We start from the raw sequence: 14,291 nt of genomic DNA, 5'->3' as shown, positions 1-14,291 counted from the left end.
CCATTGCCGCCGACCCCGATATCTTATTTTCGGGCGCTGGAGTCCGGGCGCCGCGTTTCAGATAGCGCGCATCTATAGCAATATTTACTGCGGGGGAAGGGGGGGCGTAATATTGGGGAGTTTTACCTGGCTTGGGTCGGAGTGCCGTCGGCCGCGGGCTCTTCAAAGATTTCTACCACACAGGCCCCGACAATGAGGCAAGCCCCGATCCATTCCAGCATCCCCATGGCCTCTTCTGGCAGCAACAAGCTGGCGGTGAGGGTGGCGACGATGACTTCGGTCATCATCAAAAGGGCTACCCTGCCCGGGAAGAGAAATTTTTGCGCCCAGAAGATAATTAATATCGACGGCAGAATGATCCCAATGGAAATCACAGTTGAGGCGGGCGCCACTTGCTGCAAAAGCGCCAGGCTTGGGCCCGAACCTTGGCCCCACAGCGCCCCAAACAACAGCGCAAATACGGAGGCGAGGCAGAACTGAAACAAAAGCAACGTCGGCATGGGAACCTCACCATAGCGTTTGATCATCGCGCCGCCTAAGGCCCAGGTGATGCCCGACAGGAACCCCAAAGCATCACCGATGTTGAGCGGCACCTGCCCGCCGCCTTGGGACACCAAAAACCCAAGGCCGAGCAAGCCGATGGCAATGGCGATCCAGCGGCCGCGGGTGACCTCTTCCTTCAGCCAATAGCTGCCAATCAGCGTCGACCAAATCGGCGCGAGGTAAAACAGCAATGTCACCCGCACCACTGAAGAGAGCACCAGACCAATGGTGAACAGCGCCACGGTTAATCCCATGAACACGCCGATCAAAGCCCCGCGGCGCAGATGTGGCAGCTGGCTGCGAAACTGCCAAAGGAACAGGGCGAGGGCGACAAAAGCGGCTGGAATATTGATCAATGCAACGGCCCAGTCTTCGCGCACCCCCAGGCCTGCAAGATAGCGCAGTGGAATCCAATACAGCCCCCAAATTCCCGCAGCGATCAAAACAGCGAGGGAGGCGAACCGGTTTGAGGGGTTGGCAAATTGCATGGAAAATCTGTCCAGCAGATGGGGCCGATTGTCTAGCCCTTAAAGACCTCTGCCTGCAAACGCAAAAACCGCACCCCGAAGGATGCGGTTTTTAAATCGATGATTGGACCGAGGCTTAGCGGCGCAGGCCCAAACGTTTGATCAAATCTTGGTAACGGGCTTCGTCTTTGCTGCGGGCATAATCCAGAAGCTTACGACGTGTGGCCACCATTTTCAGCAAACCGCGGCGACCGTGGTTGTCTTTTTTATGGGTTTTAAAGTGCTCAGTCAAAGTCGCGATGCGCGAGGACAAGATTGCAACCTGAACTTCAGGTGAACCTGTGTCGCCCTCTTTGATGGCGAATTCTTTCATGAGCCGTGCTTTTTCTTCAGCAGTAATCGACATCGGGGTCTCCTTTAAAGGTTAAGGGTTATGGCGCAGGCCGGGATGTCGTCCAGCAAGGCCCGTGGAGGCACCGCTCAAAACCTCACAAGGAATCTGAGCGATGGCTGCGTATAGGGAAGTTTTTGGCGAAAGGGAAGGGGATTTTCTAGGGCGCAAAGAAGGGCTCAAAGGCCGCAAGAACAGCCCTTGGATTTTCCTCCATGACGAAATGCCCAGCCTCACAAACGCTGGCCTCCACCGCAGGGGCCCAGCTGCGCCAGATTTCGGCGGCATTGCCGCTTTTGGCCGGAAACCCATGGGCGCCATAGAGCAAGCGCAGTGGTGCGGTGATCTGTTTTCCAGCGGCTTTATCGGCCTCATCCAAGGCGCGGTCAAAGCTGGCTCCGGCGCGATAATCTGCGCACATGGCATGAACCCGTGCGGGATCAAGGGCCTGCGCGCGGTAACTGTCCAAGGCGGCGGGGGAAAAGGCCTCAAGGCTTTTGGTCAGCGTCCATTGCGCCAAGGTCCACTCCACATAGGCCACAGGATCCGCCCCGATCATCCGCTCCGGCAGGGGGGCGGGTTGGGCCAGAAAGGTCCAATGATAGGCGGCCATGGCCAGATCGGCCGTCCAGCTGGCCCAGAAATCGGCGGTCGGCACAATTTCGATGATGCCCAGCTTGCCCAGCCGCTCGGGATGATCCAGGGCAAAACGATAGGCGACCCGTGCGCCGCGGTCATGGCCCAGGACATCTGCGCGAGAAATATCCAGCGCGGTGAGAAGATCGGCCATATCCTGCGCCATTGTGCGCTTGGAATAGGTCGTGTTGCTGGGATCATTTGTAGGCGCGCTGCTTTCACCATAGCCGCGCAAATCGGGAATGATCACATCATGCCGCCGCGCCAATTGCGGCGCCACGCTTTCCCAGCACATATGATTTTGCGGAAACCCGTGGATCAAGAGCAGCGGCTGGCCCTGCCCAGCGCGATGCACCGCGAGATCCACGCCGTTGCAGCGGATGACTGTCTTAGTGAAACCTTCAATCATGTCCAAACCTCGGGCTGTTGCGTATAGGCGATATAGAGCGGATGTTTGGGATGTCCGGCCTTGGACAGGCCCAAATGCAGCACCGAACGGCCCGACGCGCGCAACAGCGCCTCGACCTGCGGGCCGCGGTTCAAATGCGCCCCATGGGTGCCCCAAGCGGCAATCACCTGATCGCCCCAGGCGCAGGCCTCACGAATCGCCGCGTCATTATCGGGGCCGATGGGATCAAGAGCGGCGCGCATCTTTCGTGGGTCAGTGTCGCGCCAGGCAAAGATATTGGTCACGCGAAACCCGCCAAAGCCCAAGGCCCGCGCCCGCCGCTCGCAGCGCTCGACTGTGGGATCGTTTTGCACCTCGGTGGCGGTGGAGGGGTTGAGCATCACAAAGCTCAACCGCCGCCCCTGCGGCTCCCAAACGCGGGTCAGAGCATAGCGATACCGCTCGCAGTCGGAATAGACCGCGACGCTGGGCGCATCGTCCTTGATATGGGAGCGGGTGATCATAGCCTATGCTGGGCGATTGTGTGGCGAAGTTCAAGAGCGCCTGTCCCGCCCGGCCCATGGGCAAGCCCCTGATATATTGCCATTTGTCAAAATATTTTGCAGGCTTGCCTCGGCCAGCCCATTTGGGCGGCGATATTTGATGACAAAGTGATTTGAACCGATGAGCGACCCCAAACCCGACCGCATTTCGGTCGAAGAGAGCGACAACCCTTGGGTAAAGCTGATCTTGTGGTCGGATGAGCACCCAGTACGCCTCGCCAACCGTTGGAATGGGTTTATGAAGTATTTGGTTGAGGAAAGACGGGCGCGCTTGGTATCCTTGAAGGTCACCGACGCACGGCGCTTACTTTTAATGAAAGATTGGGACATTGACAGTGCTGAACTTAGGCGCGCGTCGCCATTGTCTGACGAAGAACTCGAAAATGCTAAAAGTTTGTTTCCATTTGGTACTGATTTTAGTCAACTCCTGCCAAATATAACGATCGATAACCTTATTTTCAGAAAGAAGTTAAGTTTCGCAGGCGCAATTTTTGCACGAACGATCAGTTTTAAGAATTGTTGTTTTGAGCGCCCCGTTGATTTTTATGGTGCAAATTTCGAACAATGGGCCATATTTTCAGGCTCTGAATTTTTGGAAGCTGTCCATTTCGGAGATGCGCAATTCCGCGTTGCTGCTCTCTTCGATAGGGTCACTTTTTGTGGACAGATTGATTTTTATTGGTCGAAGAATGACAGAATTCTGGATATGAGTTTTCGAGATGCACATTTTTTAAATTTTACCCCAATGTTCCACGGGCAAAAACTTCATCCGGGCAGTGATTTCCATGGTGTCACCTGGCCAGATATTCCAAAACGAAATGGCCACAAGAAAACCGAAGACACCATCAAAGGTGCCTTGCTCGCTCAAATTACCTCCTACGAATTCATCCGCACCCAAGCCGAACATATCGGGCAGTTGGAGCTGCGGAAGGAGATGATCCGGCGGGAGCTGGCCTGTCGGACGGAGCTGGCAGAGCCATCATTTGAGCGGCTTCTGCGCAAAGCCTATGCGTGGATTTGTGATCATGGCACCTCAATTGGCCGGCCGGCTTTGGCGCTGCTTTGTATCTGGGGTTTCACCTTTGCCGCCTGGCGAGGATGGGCCGCGCAGGAGGCGGCGGTCACGACCTGGGATGTGCTCTACCACACCGGCGGGCGGATGGTGCCGTTTGTCGGCGGCCATGCCTATGTTGAGGAGCACACCCTCAAAGCCCTACGTGCCGCGCCGCATGTGCTGCATTTTCTCAGCGCCATGGCCGCGATCCTCAGCCCGTTCCTTTTGTTTCTCATGGCCCTGGCGCTCAGGCTCAAATTCCGCATGTCGGTCTGACGCTATTCGGCGGCGATTTGATCCTTGGCATTTTCCACCTTCACCGCGGAGAATTTGAATTCGGGGATTTTGCCAAAGGGGTCCACTGCGGAATTGGTCAGAAGATTGGCCGCCGCCTCCACAAAGGCGAAGGGCAAAAAGACCATATCCGGCGCCACGGCGCGATCCTCGCGGGCCATAATCTCAATGCTGCCGCGTTTGGTGGTCAAACGAACCAAGCCGCCCGGCGCCACGCCCAGCTTGCGCAGGGTGGAGGGATGCAGCGAGCAATTGGCCTCTGGCTCCACCGAATCCAGCACCTTTGAGCGCCGGGTCATGGAGCCCGTATGCCAATGTTCGAGCTGCCGGCCCGTGGTCAGGATCATCGGATAATCGGCATCTGGCACATCATCGGGGGCAATCAAATCTGCTGGGGTAAAGCGCGCGCGCCCATCCAGCCGCGGGAAGCCATCACCAAAGACGATGGGCTGGCCCGGATCTGTGGGCGAGAGCGATGGGTAGGTCACCGCATTCTCGTTTTCGAGACGCTCCCAGCTGATATTGTCAAAGGATTTCATGGTCAGCTTCATCTCAGCGAAAACCTCACTGGGGTGGGTATAGCTCCAGCCCAGCCCAAGCCGTTTGGCCAATTCCACTTCGATCCACCAATCCGCGCGCGCCTCGCCCGGTGGGGGGACCGCTGGCCGGCCCATTTGCACTTGCCGGTTGGTGTTGGTGACGGTGCCGCTCTTTTCGGCAAAGGCGGCGGCGGGCAGGATCACATCGGCATAATTGGCGGTTTCGGTGATGAAAATATCTTGCACCACCAGATGCTCCAGCTTGGCCAAAGCATCCCGAGCATGGGCCACGTCAGGATCGGACATGGCTGGGTTTTCGCCTAGCACATACATGCCGCGAATATCGCCCGTGTGCACAGCATCCATGATTTCGGTGACGGTGAGACCTTTGTTGGGGTCCAGTGGCTCATTGACACCACCATCGCGGGCCCAGATGTCGGCGAATTTGGACCGAACCTCATCGCTGACCACGGTTTGCATATCGGGCAGGAACATCGGGATGAGCCCAGCGTCAGAGGCACCCTGCACATTGTTTTGCCCGCGCAGGGGATGCAGCCCCGTACCCGGCCGGCCCACATGCCCGGTCATGAGCGCCAGGCTAATCAGGCAGCGCGAATTGTCAGTGCCGTGGATATGCTGCGACACCCCCATGCCCCAGAAGATCATCCCCGCCTTACCACCGGCAAACACCCGCGCCACATCGCGCAGGGTTTCCGCATCAATGCCGCAGATATCGGCCATTTTCTCAGGGCTGAAGCCTTTGAGATGCGCGCGCTCTGCCTCCCAGTTTTCGGTGTAGGCGTCGATGTATTGCTGATCATAGAGGCCTTCCTCCACGATCACATGCATGATGGCGTTGAGCATACTGACATCCGCCCCAGGGCGAAATTGCAGCATGTGGCTGGCAAAGCGCTTGAGGGCCTGTCCGCGCGGATCCATGACAATCAGCTTCCCGCCGCGTTTGGTGAATTGCTTAAAATAAGTCGCCGCAACGGGATGATTTTCAATTGGATTTGCACCGATGACAATCGCCACATCGGCGTTTTCAATCTCGTTAAAGGTCGCAGTGACCGCGCCAGAGCCAACGTTCTCCATCAAGGCCGCAACGCTGGAGGCGTGGCAGAGGCGGGTGCAGTGATCCACATTGTTATGCCCGAAACCCTGGCGGATGAGCTTTTGGAACAGATAGGCTTCCTCATTGGTGCATTTCGCCGAGCCAAAGCCCGCGACGGAGGCGCCGCCGTGGGATTGCTTGAGCTTGGCCAGACCACCGGCCGCAAGATCCAATGCCTCCTCCCAGCTGGCTTCACGGAAGACATCGCCCCAATTTCCTGGATCAACGTTGAGCCCCTTGGCTGGCGCATCCTCTCTGCGGATGAGGGGTTTGGTCAGGCGGTGGTCGTGATGGATATAGTCAAATCCAAACCGACCTTTCACGCAGAGGCGCCCCTCATTTGCGGGGCCATTGATCCCTTCGACATATTTAACGCGATCCCCTTTGATCTTGAGGCTGACTTGACAGCCCACCCCGCAGAAGGGGCAGATGCTTTCGACTTCATGATCAAAATCTTTGCTGTCGCCGATCTGGTTTTCATCGGTGACGGTGGCCGGCAAGAGTGCTCCTGTCGGGCAGGCTTGCACGCATTCACCGCAGGCCACACAACTGCTTTCACCCATGGGGTCTGCCATATCAAAGGTTGGATAGGCATCATGACCCCGGCCAGACATGCCGATAACGTCATTGACCTGAACCTCGCGGCAGGCGCGCACGCAAAGGCCGCATTGAATACAGGCATCGAGATTGACGGACATGGCGACATGGCTGTCATCCAATAGGGGAATGCGCCCCTCTTCGAGTTTTGGAAAGCGGCTTTCGAGGACGCCTTGACCTGCGGCCATCTCCCAAAGGTGGCTGGATTTGTCATGTGCCACTTCTGGCGTCGGCTGATCTGCAACCAGCATTTCCATAACCATCCGACGGGCCTGCTTGGCGCGGTCCGAGCGGGTGTGCACGACCATGCCTTCGGCGACGGGACGGATGCAGGAGGCGACCAGCGTCCGCTCCCCTTCCACTTCGACCATACAGGCGCGGCAGTTGCCGTCGGACCGGTATCCCGGCTCGTCGCGGTGACACAGATGGGGAATGATAAAGCCTTGGCCTTTGGTGACGTCCCAAATCGTTTGTCCTGCCGGGGCCGAAACCTCTGCGCCATCAAGGGTGAATGTTACTGTCTCTGACATCGAACGTCTCCTGCGAATCTTTCTCTTGTTAGACCAGTTTTTTGCTCAAAACAGGTGTCATACGCGACAGGCATGGCCAAATTTGCGCCAAGGCAGGTTTCCGATGCATATCATTTCAAGCCGATTGGCAAAACCGCTAAAGCGGGCTAACTCAGTGCCATGAGTCAAAGTGAAATTATATTGATCCGTCACGGACAAGCCAATACCGGTGCCCAAGATGAGGAAAGCTATGACAAGCTTTCCGCCACGGGTCATCAACAATCTGCTTGGCTGGGCGATTATCTGCGCGCGCAGGACACAGCGTTTGATCGGGTGATTTGTGGCGATCTTCGGCGGCATCAGGAGACCGCAGCGGGGTTAGCTCTGTCGCAGAGCATCGCGATTGACCCCCGGGTGAATGAGCTGCGCTATTTTGATTTGGCCCGAGAATATCAGGCGCAAACCCGAAAGCCTTTGCCCAGCTCAGCGGAAGAATTTGCCCAGCATGCGCCACAGCTTTTCACCGCTTGGCATGCGGGCCGGTTGGACAGTGCCCATGAAAGCTACCGCAGTTTCGCAGATCGCTTCGGACAAGTGATGTCGGAGCTCACAGAGCTTGGCGGCCGCAGTTTGGTGATCACCTCTGGCGGCGTGATTGGCATGGCGATTGCCCAACATTTGTCCCTAGGGCCGGAGGGGTTTGCCCAGGTGATGTTGCCTATTCATAATTCTTCGATACATCGATTTTCAATTGCACAAGGCGCGACGCAAATGGCAAGCTATAATGGCACGCCACATTTGGATGCTGCCGACCGCCGCCATGCTCGGACCGTGATTTAATAAACGAATTAGGACAGACTATGCTAAAACTTTTCGCCACCAAAGGCACCATTTCCGTCGCAGTTGCGCTTGTGTTGGAGGAGGTGGGGGCCGAATATGAGCTATGTTTGATTGATTTTGCCACTGAGGATCAGCGCAGTCAGGCCTATCTGGAGATCAACTCAAAGGGCCGCGTTCCGGCTTTGGTCACTGAGGGCGGCATATTGACCGAGACTGCGGCGATCTTGGAATATATCGCCCCGCATATGCTGCCAAAGGACGCGTTTGCCTGCGCCAAGCATCGGGAGATATCCTATTATCTCGCCGCCACCATGCATATAAATCATGCGCATATATTGCGTGGCTATCGCTGGGCTGATCTGGAAACCTCCTTTGAGGATATGAGAGCGAAAGTCCCGCAAACCATGGCGGAAAGCTGTGCTTATGTGGAAAATGTCATCGTCGGCCCGTATATATTTGGGGCTGAGTTCACCCTGGCAGATGCCCATCTTTTTGCCATTACGCAATGGCTGGCTGGCGATGGGGTGAAGATTCAAAATTACCCCAAGTTGGCACAGCTGCAACGGTCCATCGCCGCGCGCCCCTCGGCTGCGACGCTCGCTGAGAAAGGTCTGTTATGACCCATATTTGGATTCGTGCCGAAGAGCGCCCGAATGAGCAACGTGTCGGCGTGACCCCGGACGGTGTGGCAGAGCTTCTCCGGGCCGGGTTTCAAGTAACTTTGGAAGAAGATCCGAGCCGTGCTATTTCCCTGGCGGATTACAAAGGGTGCCGCTTGGCCGCGACGGGATCCTGGCGCAACGCCCCTAAAGACGCAATTATCTTTGGATTGAAAGAGCTGCCCGACGACGATAGCCCGCTGGTGCATCGCCATATCATGTTTGGACATGCCTATAAGGGTCAGCCGGACGGCGCGCGCTTGCTGGCGCGGTTTAAGCGAGGGGGCGGGCGGCTTTATGATCTGGAGTATCTCACGGATGACACCGGGCGACGGGTCGCTGCCTTTGGCTACTGGGCTGGATATGCCGGGGCGGCGGTTGCGCTCAAATGCTGGGCGGCGGCGCGCAGCGGTGGGCTTTGCGCCCCTTTGCAGACCTTTTCTTCCGCGGCGGCTCTACAACACCATATCGCTGCAGATCTTGGGGGGGATACCTGTCCAAAGGTCATCATCATCGGCGCTCTGGGTCGGGTGGGCAGCGGCGCGCGTGATTTTTGCCGCGCCATGGGCGCTGAAGTGACCGGCTGGGATATGGCGCAAACCGCGCAGGGCGGGCCATTTCCCGAAATTTTGACCCATGACATTTTTCTCAACTGCATTCTTGCCAGCGCGTCAACTCCGGTTTTCGTGCCGGCCTCTGCCTCAAGCGCACCGCGCGTGCTTCGGGTTATTGGCGATATTGCATGCGACCCGGGCAGTGCCTTTTCTCCCATCAAAGTTTACGATCGCACCACAAGCTGGGAGCATCCCGCGCTGCGTGTTCATGAACATCCGATTTTGGACGTCACGGCGATTGATAACTTGCCGTCACTCTTGCCGCGTGAAAGTTCCGAGGATTTTGCAGCACAGCTTTTGCCAAGCCTATTGGGGTTGCACGATATGGCGCAGGGTGTTTGGGCCAAGGCGGGTGCGCATTTTGACAACCATCTGTCAATTTTGGGTAAAGACTCGGCGTCTTGAACTCCTCAGCTCTTGCCAAAAATCTTGAAATATAGCCGTTCAGGCAAAAAGCGACTGCCTCGAAATACCCAGGAAAATAGGCGCGGAAAGCTGTATTGAAATCGCGTAGTTTCCATGTGGCGTAGCATGTGATCTGCGGCTTTTTCGGGCGACATGATAAAGGGCATCGCAAAGCTATTTTTATCGGTCAGGCGGGTTTTAATAAAGCCGGGATTGGCCAGCTGTACTTTGATTCCTGTGCGGTGCAGATCAGCGCGCAGGCTTTCTGCCAAGGCCATAAGCCCCGCTTTTGAAGGTCCGTAGCCAATCGCACCGGGCAGACCTCGAAACCCAGAAAGAGAGCCGGTCAGCACAATATGCCCGGCATCACGCGCCAGAAAAGACTCCATCACTTGATCAAGAACTCGGAACGCGCCGATGAAATTGATGTCGGCCATGGCCAGAGCCTGCGCGCCATTCCAGTTTTGCGCCGGCATGGGCCAATAAACCCCCGCTAGAAACACCACCCCGTCCACATGACCCAACCGCGCGCCGGCAGCTGCGACAGATGCGCTATCGGCCAGATCCAAAGGCAGAACCTCTGCCGGGCCGGGCAGGGCATCGGCCAAGGCCTGCAAACGTGTCTCTGAGCGGGCCGACAGAATGAGCTCTGCGCCCGCAGCACTCATCTTATGGGCAAGAGCCCGGCCAAGCCCCTCACTGGCGCCTATGAGCCAGTAGCGTTTTGCAGCATAGTTCATTACGGATCAAACCGCCGGCATAGGCCGCATTGTGGCGACCAATTCTGCAACTTTGAACCCAAATTTTCGAAACTGGCTCCGGTTCATGATTGCACCATTCTCCATGAGATACATCCAATCTGTGACCTTGAGCGCGTGGCCACCGGCCTCTTCGGTGAGTTTGATGTCATAGGCAAGCATCACCGTTGCGCCCGATTGCTGCCCATAGCCTATGCCGATTAAATCTGGCGCAGTGGCTTGAATCTGGCCATCGTCACTGAGTTTCAAAGTCCATTCGCGGTGCTGGACTGTGCCGCTGTCGTAGCGGAATTCTTCGGTCATGCGACCTTCATTGCCCTGCCATTCCGCATGCATTTGGGCGACAAAGCGGGTCGTTACGCGGCCAAAGGGACCATAGATCACCCCTTCGCACAGCATTGGCCCTTTTAGGACCTCTCTGACATCGAACACGGGCGTGCTGGCGCCATAGTGCTGCGGGCGCTGGGCTCTGAAGCCGGTGGCATAGCGCAGGCCAAGCGCCAGAGCGAGTGCGGCCAAGATGATGAAAGTCATGGTCATATCTGTTCATCCTGCAAAGGGGTTTTGATCAGCAAGCCAATCGCAACCAGTTTTAGTATGAGCGGGCAAACCGCGTAGAGCAAAGTCAGGGTCCAAAGGGCTTGCGCGGTTTGTCCCTGGGCCGTGGCGTTGAATCCTGCCCCGTCTAGAATTGGAAATACAGCTATGGCGGCTGCGGCCAGGGTCAACTTGCTCATCAAAGCCCACAGCCCGAAACCTTGCCCCCCGCGCGGGGCAATTATGGATAATCGTTGCGCGAAGGCCGCCGGTAAAAGTGTCAAATCAGCGCCGATGCTGGCACCCGAGGCGATGCAGACCAGGGCAAAATAAGCCACATCTCCGCTGCGCAAGAATGCCGCCAGGGCAAAGACGACGACTGCCAGGCTCATGGCCCAAATCAAGCTTTGGCGCGTGCCAAAGCGTTGGGCGGCTTTGGCCCAAACTGGGGCTGAGCCAGCGGCTGAGAGGAAGAAGACCAGCAGTAATCCACCAGCCCAAGCGCCCGCCTGCAGCCGATGGGTGACAAAAAATAAAAACAGCGTTGAGGTAACGGCCACGGGCATTGCATTGACGAAGGCGAGGATCAACAAGCGGCGTGCCAGGTGATCTTGCCAGATGACTGCGAAGTTGGAAGGTGCACGGGGTGCAGCGCCGCCCCATTGATGCCGCATCATCCAAGAGGCCAGAAGCCCGCAACCGGCAAACCCAAGGGTAAAACCCACCATAGGCGAGGCGCTCCAGAGCATGAGCAAGGTTGGCGCGACAGCCGCCAAGCAAATCCCAATGAGCCCGCCGGTCTCGCGCCAAGCCGCCAGTTGCATATGCCCGCCAGGCAGATGAGAGGCCGCTGAAATACCCTGGGCATAGAAATTTATCGTCAGAAAGCTAAAGGCGCTGAACAGCCCGGTCATGGACAGGGCGAACCACAGCAAAGGCGCAGTGCGCGGCGGGATGGCAAACAGCAAGATCAAAGATCCGATCAAGATGAAAACTGCAAAACCGATCCAAAACCTGCGGTCGCGGCCCAACCGTTCAGACATCCAACCAAATAGCGGATCTTGCACCGCATCCAGCAGGCGCAACCAGAACAGAACCGCCGCAATGGCCGTCAATCCCGTACCATAGTTTTGCGCATAGAAAGTGGGTGCGAAGATATAGATGGGAATGCCAGCGGCGGCCAAAAAACCTGCAAAAACCGCAAAGGCCGGCAGAGCCGGATGGCTGGGGCTGGCGGTCATCGGCTTATGTCGCTTTGTGGGGCCTCTGGGCAGGGGCGAAACCGCGCCTTACGCAGCCATAGCTTCACCGCCTGCCAATGAATCAATGCCAAAACCCGGCGAGATCCGAGAGGGCGCCGCAGAAACCCACCCAGGATTGAGGCATTGGACAGGGGTTGGCGTGGTCCAACCAGCGTTGCAATCAGACCACCGCCCGCCCGCAGATATTCAATTGAAATTCCGATGCGCTCAGCGCGAATGTCAAACTGAAACCTGTAATCGCCCTCGACGGGCTGAAACGGCGAGACATGAAAGATTTTTTGAGCGCCCAATGTGTCTTGGGCCGTGATGGGGGAGAGATCCTCTTTGTAGCACAAATAGCTGTGCCTTTGACCGAAGGTGTTGCTGACCTCGGCAATCACCACGCGCAGCCTGTCTTGTGTATCCAAGCACAGCCAGAAGCTCACTGGATTGAAGACATGACCGAGCAGGCGCGGTTGCGCCAAAAGCAAAATACGCTCCTTACCCGGTAGATTTTCCGCTTTCAACACATCGCGCGCCCAAGCCAGACCACGCCCCTCTTTGGGGGCGCCGCCATGGTCGCTGTCAAACAGGCTCATCAAATTGAACCGATTGCGCGAGAAAAGCGTCGGCAAGGGGCGTTCTGCGGCCAAATCAATCAGCACATAGTCTATCGCATACCGAAAGGCATTGGACACGGGCCCTTTGCGCCCGTGATAGGTATGCGCCTTGATATGGTCGAGGCAGGTCATTCAGCGGCGGCCAAAATGGTCGCTTTTTGCGCCGTCAACCGACGGGCCGCTTCGATGCCTGTGGCCAGCCCATCTTCGTGAAAGCCATTGCGCAACCAAGCGCCGCAAAACCAGGTATGATTTGCCCCGTTGATGTCGCTGACAATCTGTTGCGCCTTCAAAGCGGCGGTGTCAAAGACCGGATGGTGAAAGGTGCATTGATCATAAATCAAGGCCGGATCAATATCGCGCTGGGTATTCAAGGTGACGAAGCACGGGTCATCTTTAGGCAGGCTTTGAAGGCGGTTGATCCAATAGGTCAGATCAATACGGTCGGATTGACGATCTTTGTCTTCCGTATAAACCCAGGACGCCCAGGCTGCCTTGCGTTTGGGCATAATGGAGCAGTCCCCATGCAGCACCATCTCATTGGGCTGATATTTCACCGCGCTTAAAGCCTTGCGTTCAAGACTGTTGGCATCGCTGAGCATTGCAAGCGTAGTGTCAGAATGCGTGGCGAAAATCACCTCATCGAAGGCCTCAACACTGCCATCGGTCATCTGCAGCCCAACCCCCAAAGGATTGCGCCGGACTTGCGCCACGGGGCTCGACAGGCGAATGTCAACATTGGCCCGCGTCAAGGCGCTTTGCAGGCGGCCTACATATTCGCGCGAGCCGCCGCGCACCGTGCGCCATTGGTGTTGCCCACCGGCACCGAGCAGGGCGTGGTTTTTCATGAAATTGATCATGGCCTGCGCTGGGAAATCAAGGATTTGCGTGATGGGTGTGGACCAAATTGCGCCGGTGAAGGGTGTAAGGTAATAATCGCGAAACCAATCCCCAAGCTGCCATTTTGTGACCAATTCACCGATGGTAATCGTAGGATCAATTACTTCGCTATTGGCGCGTTTGTTGAATTTTAAGATATCGCGGATCATGCCGTAAAATTTTGGCCGGATGATGTTTCGCGGTTGGGCAAATACGGCTGTAGGGGCTAGGAGCCCATATTCTAACCATCCACCATCAATGGATGCGCCGAAACTCATATCTGAGTCCATCACGGGCACGTCCAGCTCTTTAAACAGGCGAATTAAATGTGGGTAATTCACATCATTAAAAACCAAAAATCCAGTATCCACTGGTAAATCGCCGTTCTTGCCGGCCATTACAGTCCGCGCATGGCCGCCGAGCTTTGGGCCGGATTCGAACAGAACCACTTGATGCGCGTGGCGCAATTCATAGGCTGCCCCCATACCTGAAATGCCACCACCAATCACAGCAATGCGTTTAGCGCCCAAAGGGGCAGTCTCAAATGGCATAGGCGTATCCTTTAATGTTACTTGAAGCTTTTACGCGGAACGCGTGGATTTGGATTACTTTTAAAACCTTCTCGTTTTCTTTGATCCAAATC

Annotated in this window: 14 protein-coding genes; 4 read left to right on the top strand and 10 right to left on the bottom strand. The window is 56.5% G+C overall.

The window, feature by feature from the left end; translation table 11 throughout:
* Nucleotides 1-122: 122 nt before the first annotated feature.
* The 4 genes from RCA23_RS14740 to RCA23_RS14725 all read right to left on the bottom strand — a co-directional run bounded on the left by RCA23_RS14740 (nucleotide 123) and on the right by RCA23_RS14725 (nucleotide 2,949).
* Nucleotides 123-1,031 (bottom strand): DMT family transporter, encoded by a 909-nt coding sequence (locus RCA23_RS14740; RefSeq protein ID WP_052377215.1) that lies wholly within the window; start codon nucleotides 1,029-1,031, stop codon nucleotides 123-125.
* A 115-nt stretch (nucleotides 1,032-1,146) separates the two neighbouring features.
* Complete coding sequence (gene rpsO, locus RCA23_RS14735; RefSeq protein WP_044050943.1) at nucleotides 1,147-1,416, bottom strand: 30S ribosomal protein S15; 270 nt, start codon at nucleotides 1,414-1,416, stop codon at nucleotides 1,147-1,149.
* Nucleotides 1,417-1,561: 145 nt separating this feature from the next.
* Nucleotides 1,562-2,446: an alpha/beta fold hydrolase gene (locus tag RCA23_RS14730; RefSeq protein WP_044050942.1), complete on the bottom strand. Its 885-nt coding sequence runs from the start codon at nucleotides 2,444-2,446 to the stop codon at nucleotides 1,562-1,564.
* Nucleotides 2,443-2,949 (bottom strand): DUF1643 domain-containing protein, encoded by a 507-nt coding sequence (locus RCA23_RS14725; protein WP_044050941.1) that lies wholly within the window; start codon nucleotides 2,947-2,949, stop codon nucleotides 2,443-2,445. The genes RCA23_RS14730 and RCA23_RS14725 overlap by 4 nt, the downstream gene beginning before the upstream one ends.
* Nucleotides 2,950-3,109: 160 nt before the next feature.
* On the opposite strand from RCA23_RS14725, the gene RCA23_RS14720 reads away from it, so the two are divergent.
* The gene (locus RCA23_RS14720) at nucleotides 3,110-4,318 is read left to right on the top strand and encodes a pentapeptide repeat-containing protein (RefSeq protein WP_044050940.1); all 1,209 of its coding nucleotides are present in this window, start codon (nucleotides 3,110-3,112) and stop codon (nucleotides 4,316-4,318) included.
* Between the two features lie 2 nt (nucleotides 4,319-4,320).
* Here RCA23_RS14720 and fdhF read toward each other — a convergent pair whose 3' ends face one another.
* Nucleotides 4,321-7,116: a formate dehydrogenase subunit alpha gene (gene fdhF, locus RCA23_RS14715; RefSeq protein WP_044050939.1), complete on the bottom strand. Its 2,796-nt coding sequence runs from the start codon at nucleotides 7,114-7,116 to the stop codon at nucleotides 4,321-4,323.
* A 159-nt stretch (nucleotides 7,117-7,275) separates the two neighbouring features.
* Here fdhF and RCA23_RS14710 point away from each other — a divergent pair, with 159 nt between their 5' ends.
* The 3 genes from RCA23_RS14710 to RCA23_RS14700 are packed head-to-tail and all read left to right on the top strand — an operon-like array spanning nucleotide 7,276 to nucleotide 9,613.
* Nucleotides 7,276-7,935, top strand: a complete 660-nt coding sequence (locus RCA23_RS14710; RefSeq protein ID WP_044050938.1) for a histidine phosphatase family protein — start codon at nucleotides 7,276-7,278, stop codon at nucleotides 7,933-7,935.
* 20 nt (nucleotides 7,936-7,955) lie between these two features.
* Nucleotides 7,956-8,555, top strand: a complete 600-nt coding sequence (locus RCA23_RS14705) for a glutathione S-transferase family protein (protein ID WP_044050937.1) — start codon at nucleotides 7,956-7,958, stop codon at nucleotides 8,553-8,555.
* Nucleotides 8,552-9,613, top strand: a complete 1,062-nt coding sequence (locus RCA23_RS14700) for a saccharopine dehydrogenase (protein WP_044050936.1) — start codon at nucleotides 8,552-8,554, stop codon at nucleotides 9,611-9,613. The genes RCA23_RS14705 and RCA23_RS14700 overlap by 4 nt, the downstream gene beginning before the upstream one ends.
* 5 nt (nucleotides 9,614-9,618) lie before the next feature.
* Here RCA23_RS14700 and RCA23_RS14695 read toward each other — a convergent pair whose 3' ends face one another.
* The 5 genes from RCA23_RS14695 to RCA23_RS14675 are packed head-to-tail and all read right to left on the bottom strand — an operon-like array spanning nucleotide 9,619 to nucleotide 14,199.
* On the bottom strand, nucleotides 9,619-10,353 hold the full coding sequence (locus RCA23_RS14695; protein WP_044050935.1) for an SDR family NAD(P)-dependent oxidoreductase: 735 nt from the start codon (nucleotides 10,351-10,353) through the stop codon (nucleotides 9,619-9,621).
* A 6-nt stretch (nucleotides 10,354-10,359) separates the two neighbouring features.
* On the bottom strand, nucleotides 10,360-10,905 hold the full coding sequence (locus RCA23_RS14690) for a DUF3833 family protein (RefSeq protein ID WP_044051637.1): 546 nt from the start codon (nucleotides 10,903-10,905) through the stop codon (nucleotides 10,360-10,362).
* A gap of 2 nt (nucleotides 10,906-10,907) precedes the next feature.
* A complete protein-coding gene (locus tag RCA23_RS14685; RefSeq protein ID WP_044050934.1) occupies nucleotides 10,908-12,149 on the bottom strand; it encodes an MFS transporter in 1,242 nt (413 codons plus the stop codon).
* Entirely contained in the window at nucleotides 12,146-12,901 is a 756-nt protein-coding gene (locus tag RCA23_RS14680) for a DUF1365 domain-containing protein (protein WP_044050933.1), read from the bottom strand. The genes RCA23_RS14685 and RCA23_RS14680 overlap by 4 nt, the downstream gene beginning before the upstream one ends.
* Nucleotides 12,898-14,199, bottom strand: coding sequence for an NAD(P)/FAD-dependent oxidoreductase (locus RCA23_RS14675; RefSeq protein WP_044050932.1), 1,302 nt, complete (start codon nucleotides 14,197-14,199; stop codon nucleotides 12,898-12,900). Before RCA23_RS14675 ends, RCA23_RS14680 begins: the two co-directional genes overlap by 4 nt.
* Nucleotides 14,200-14,291: the final 92 nt, after the last annotated feature.

The sequence above is a fragment of the Planktomarina temperata RCA23 genome, assembly GCF_000738435.1.
GTDB lineage: Bacteria > Pseudomonadota > Alphaproteobacteria > Rhodobacterales > Rhodobacteraceae > Planktomarina > Planktomarina temperata.
This window is presented reverse-complemented; position numbering and strand designations above follow the sequence as displayed.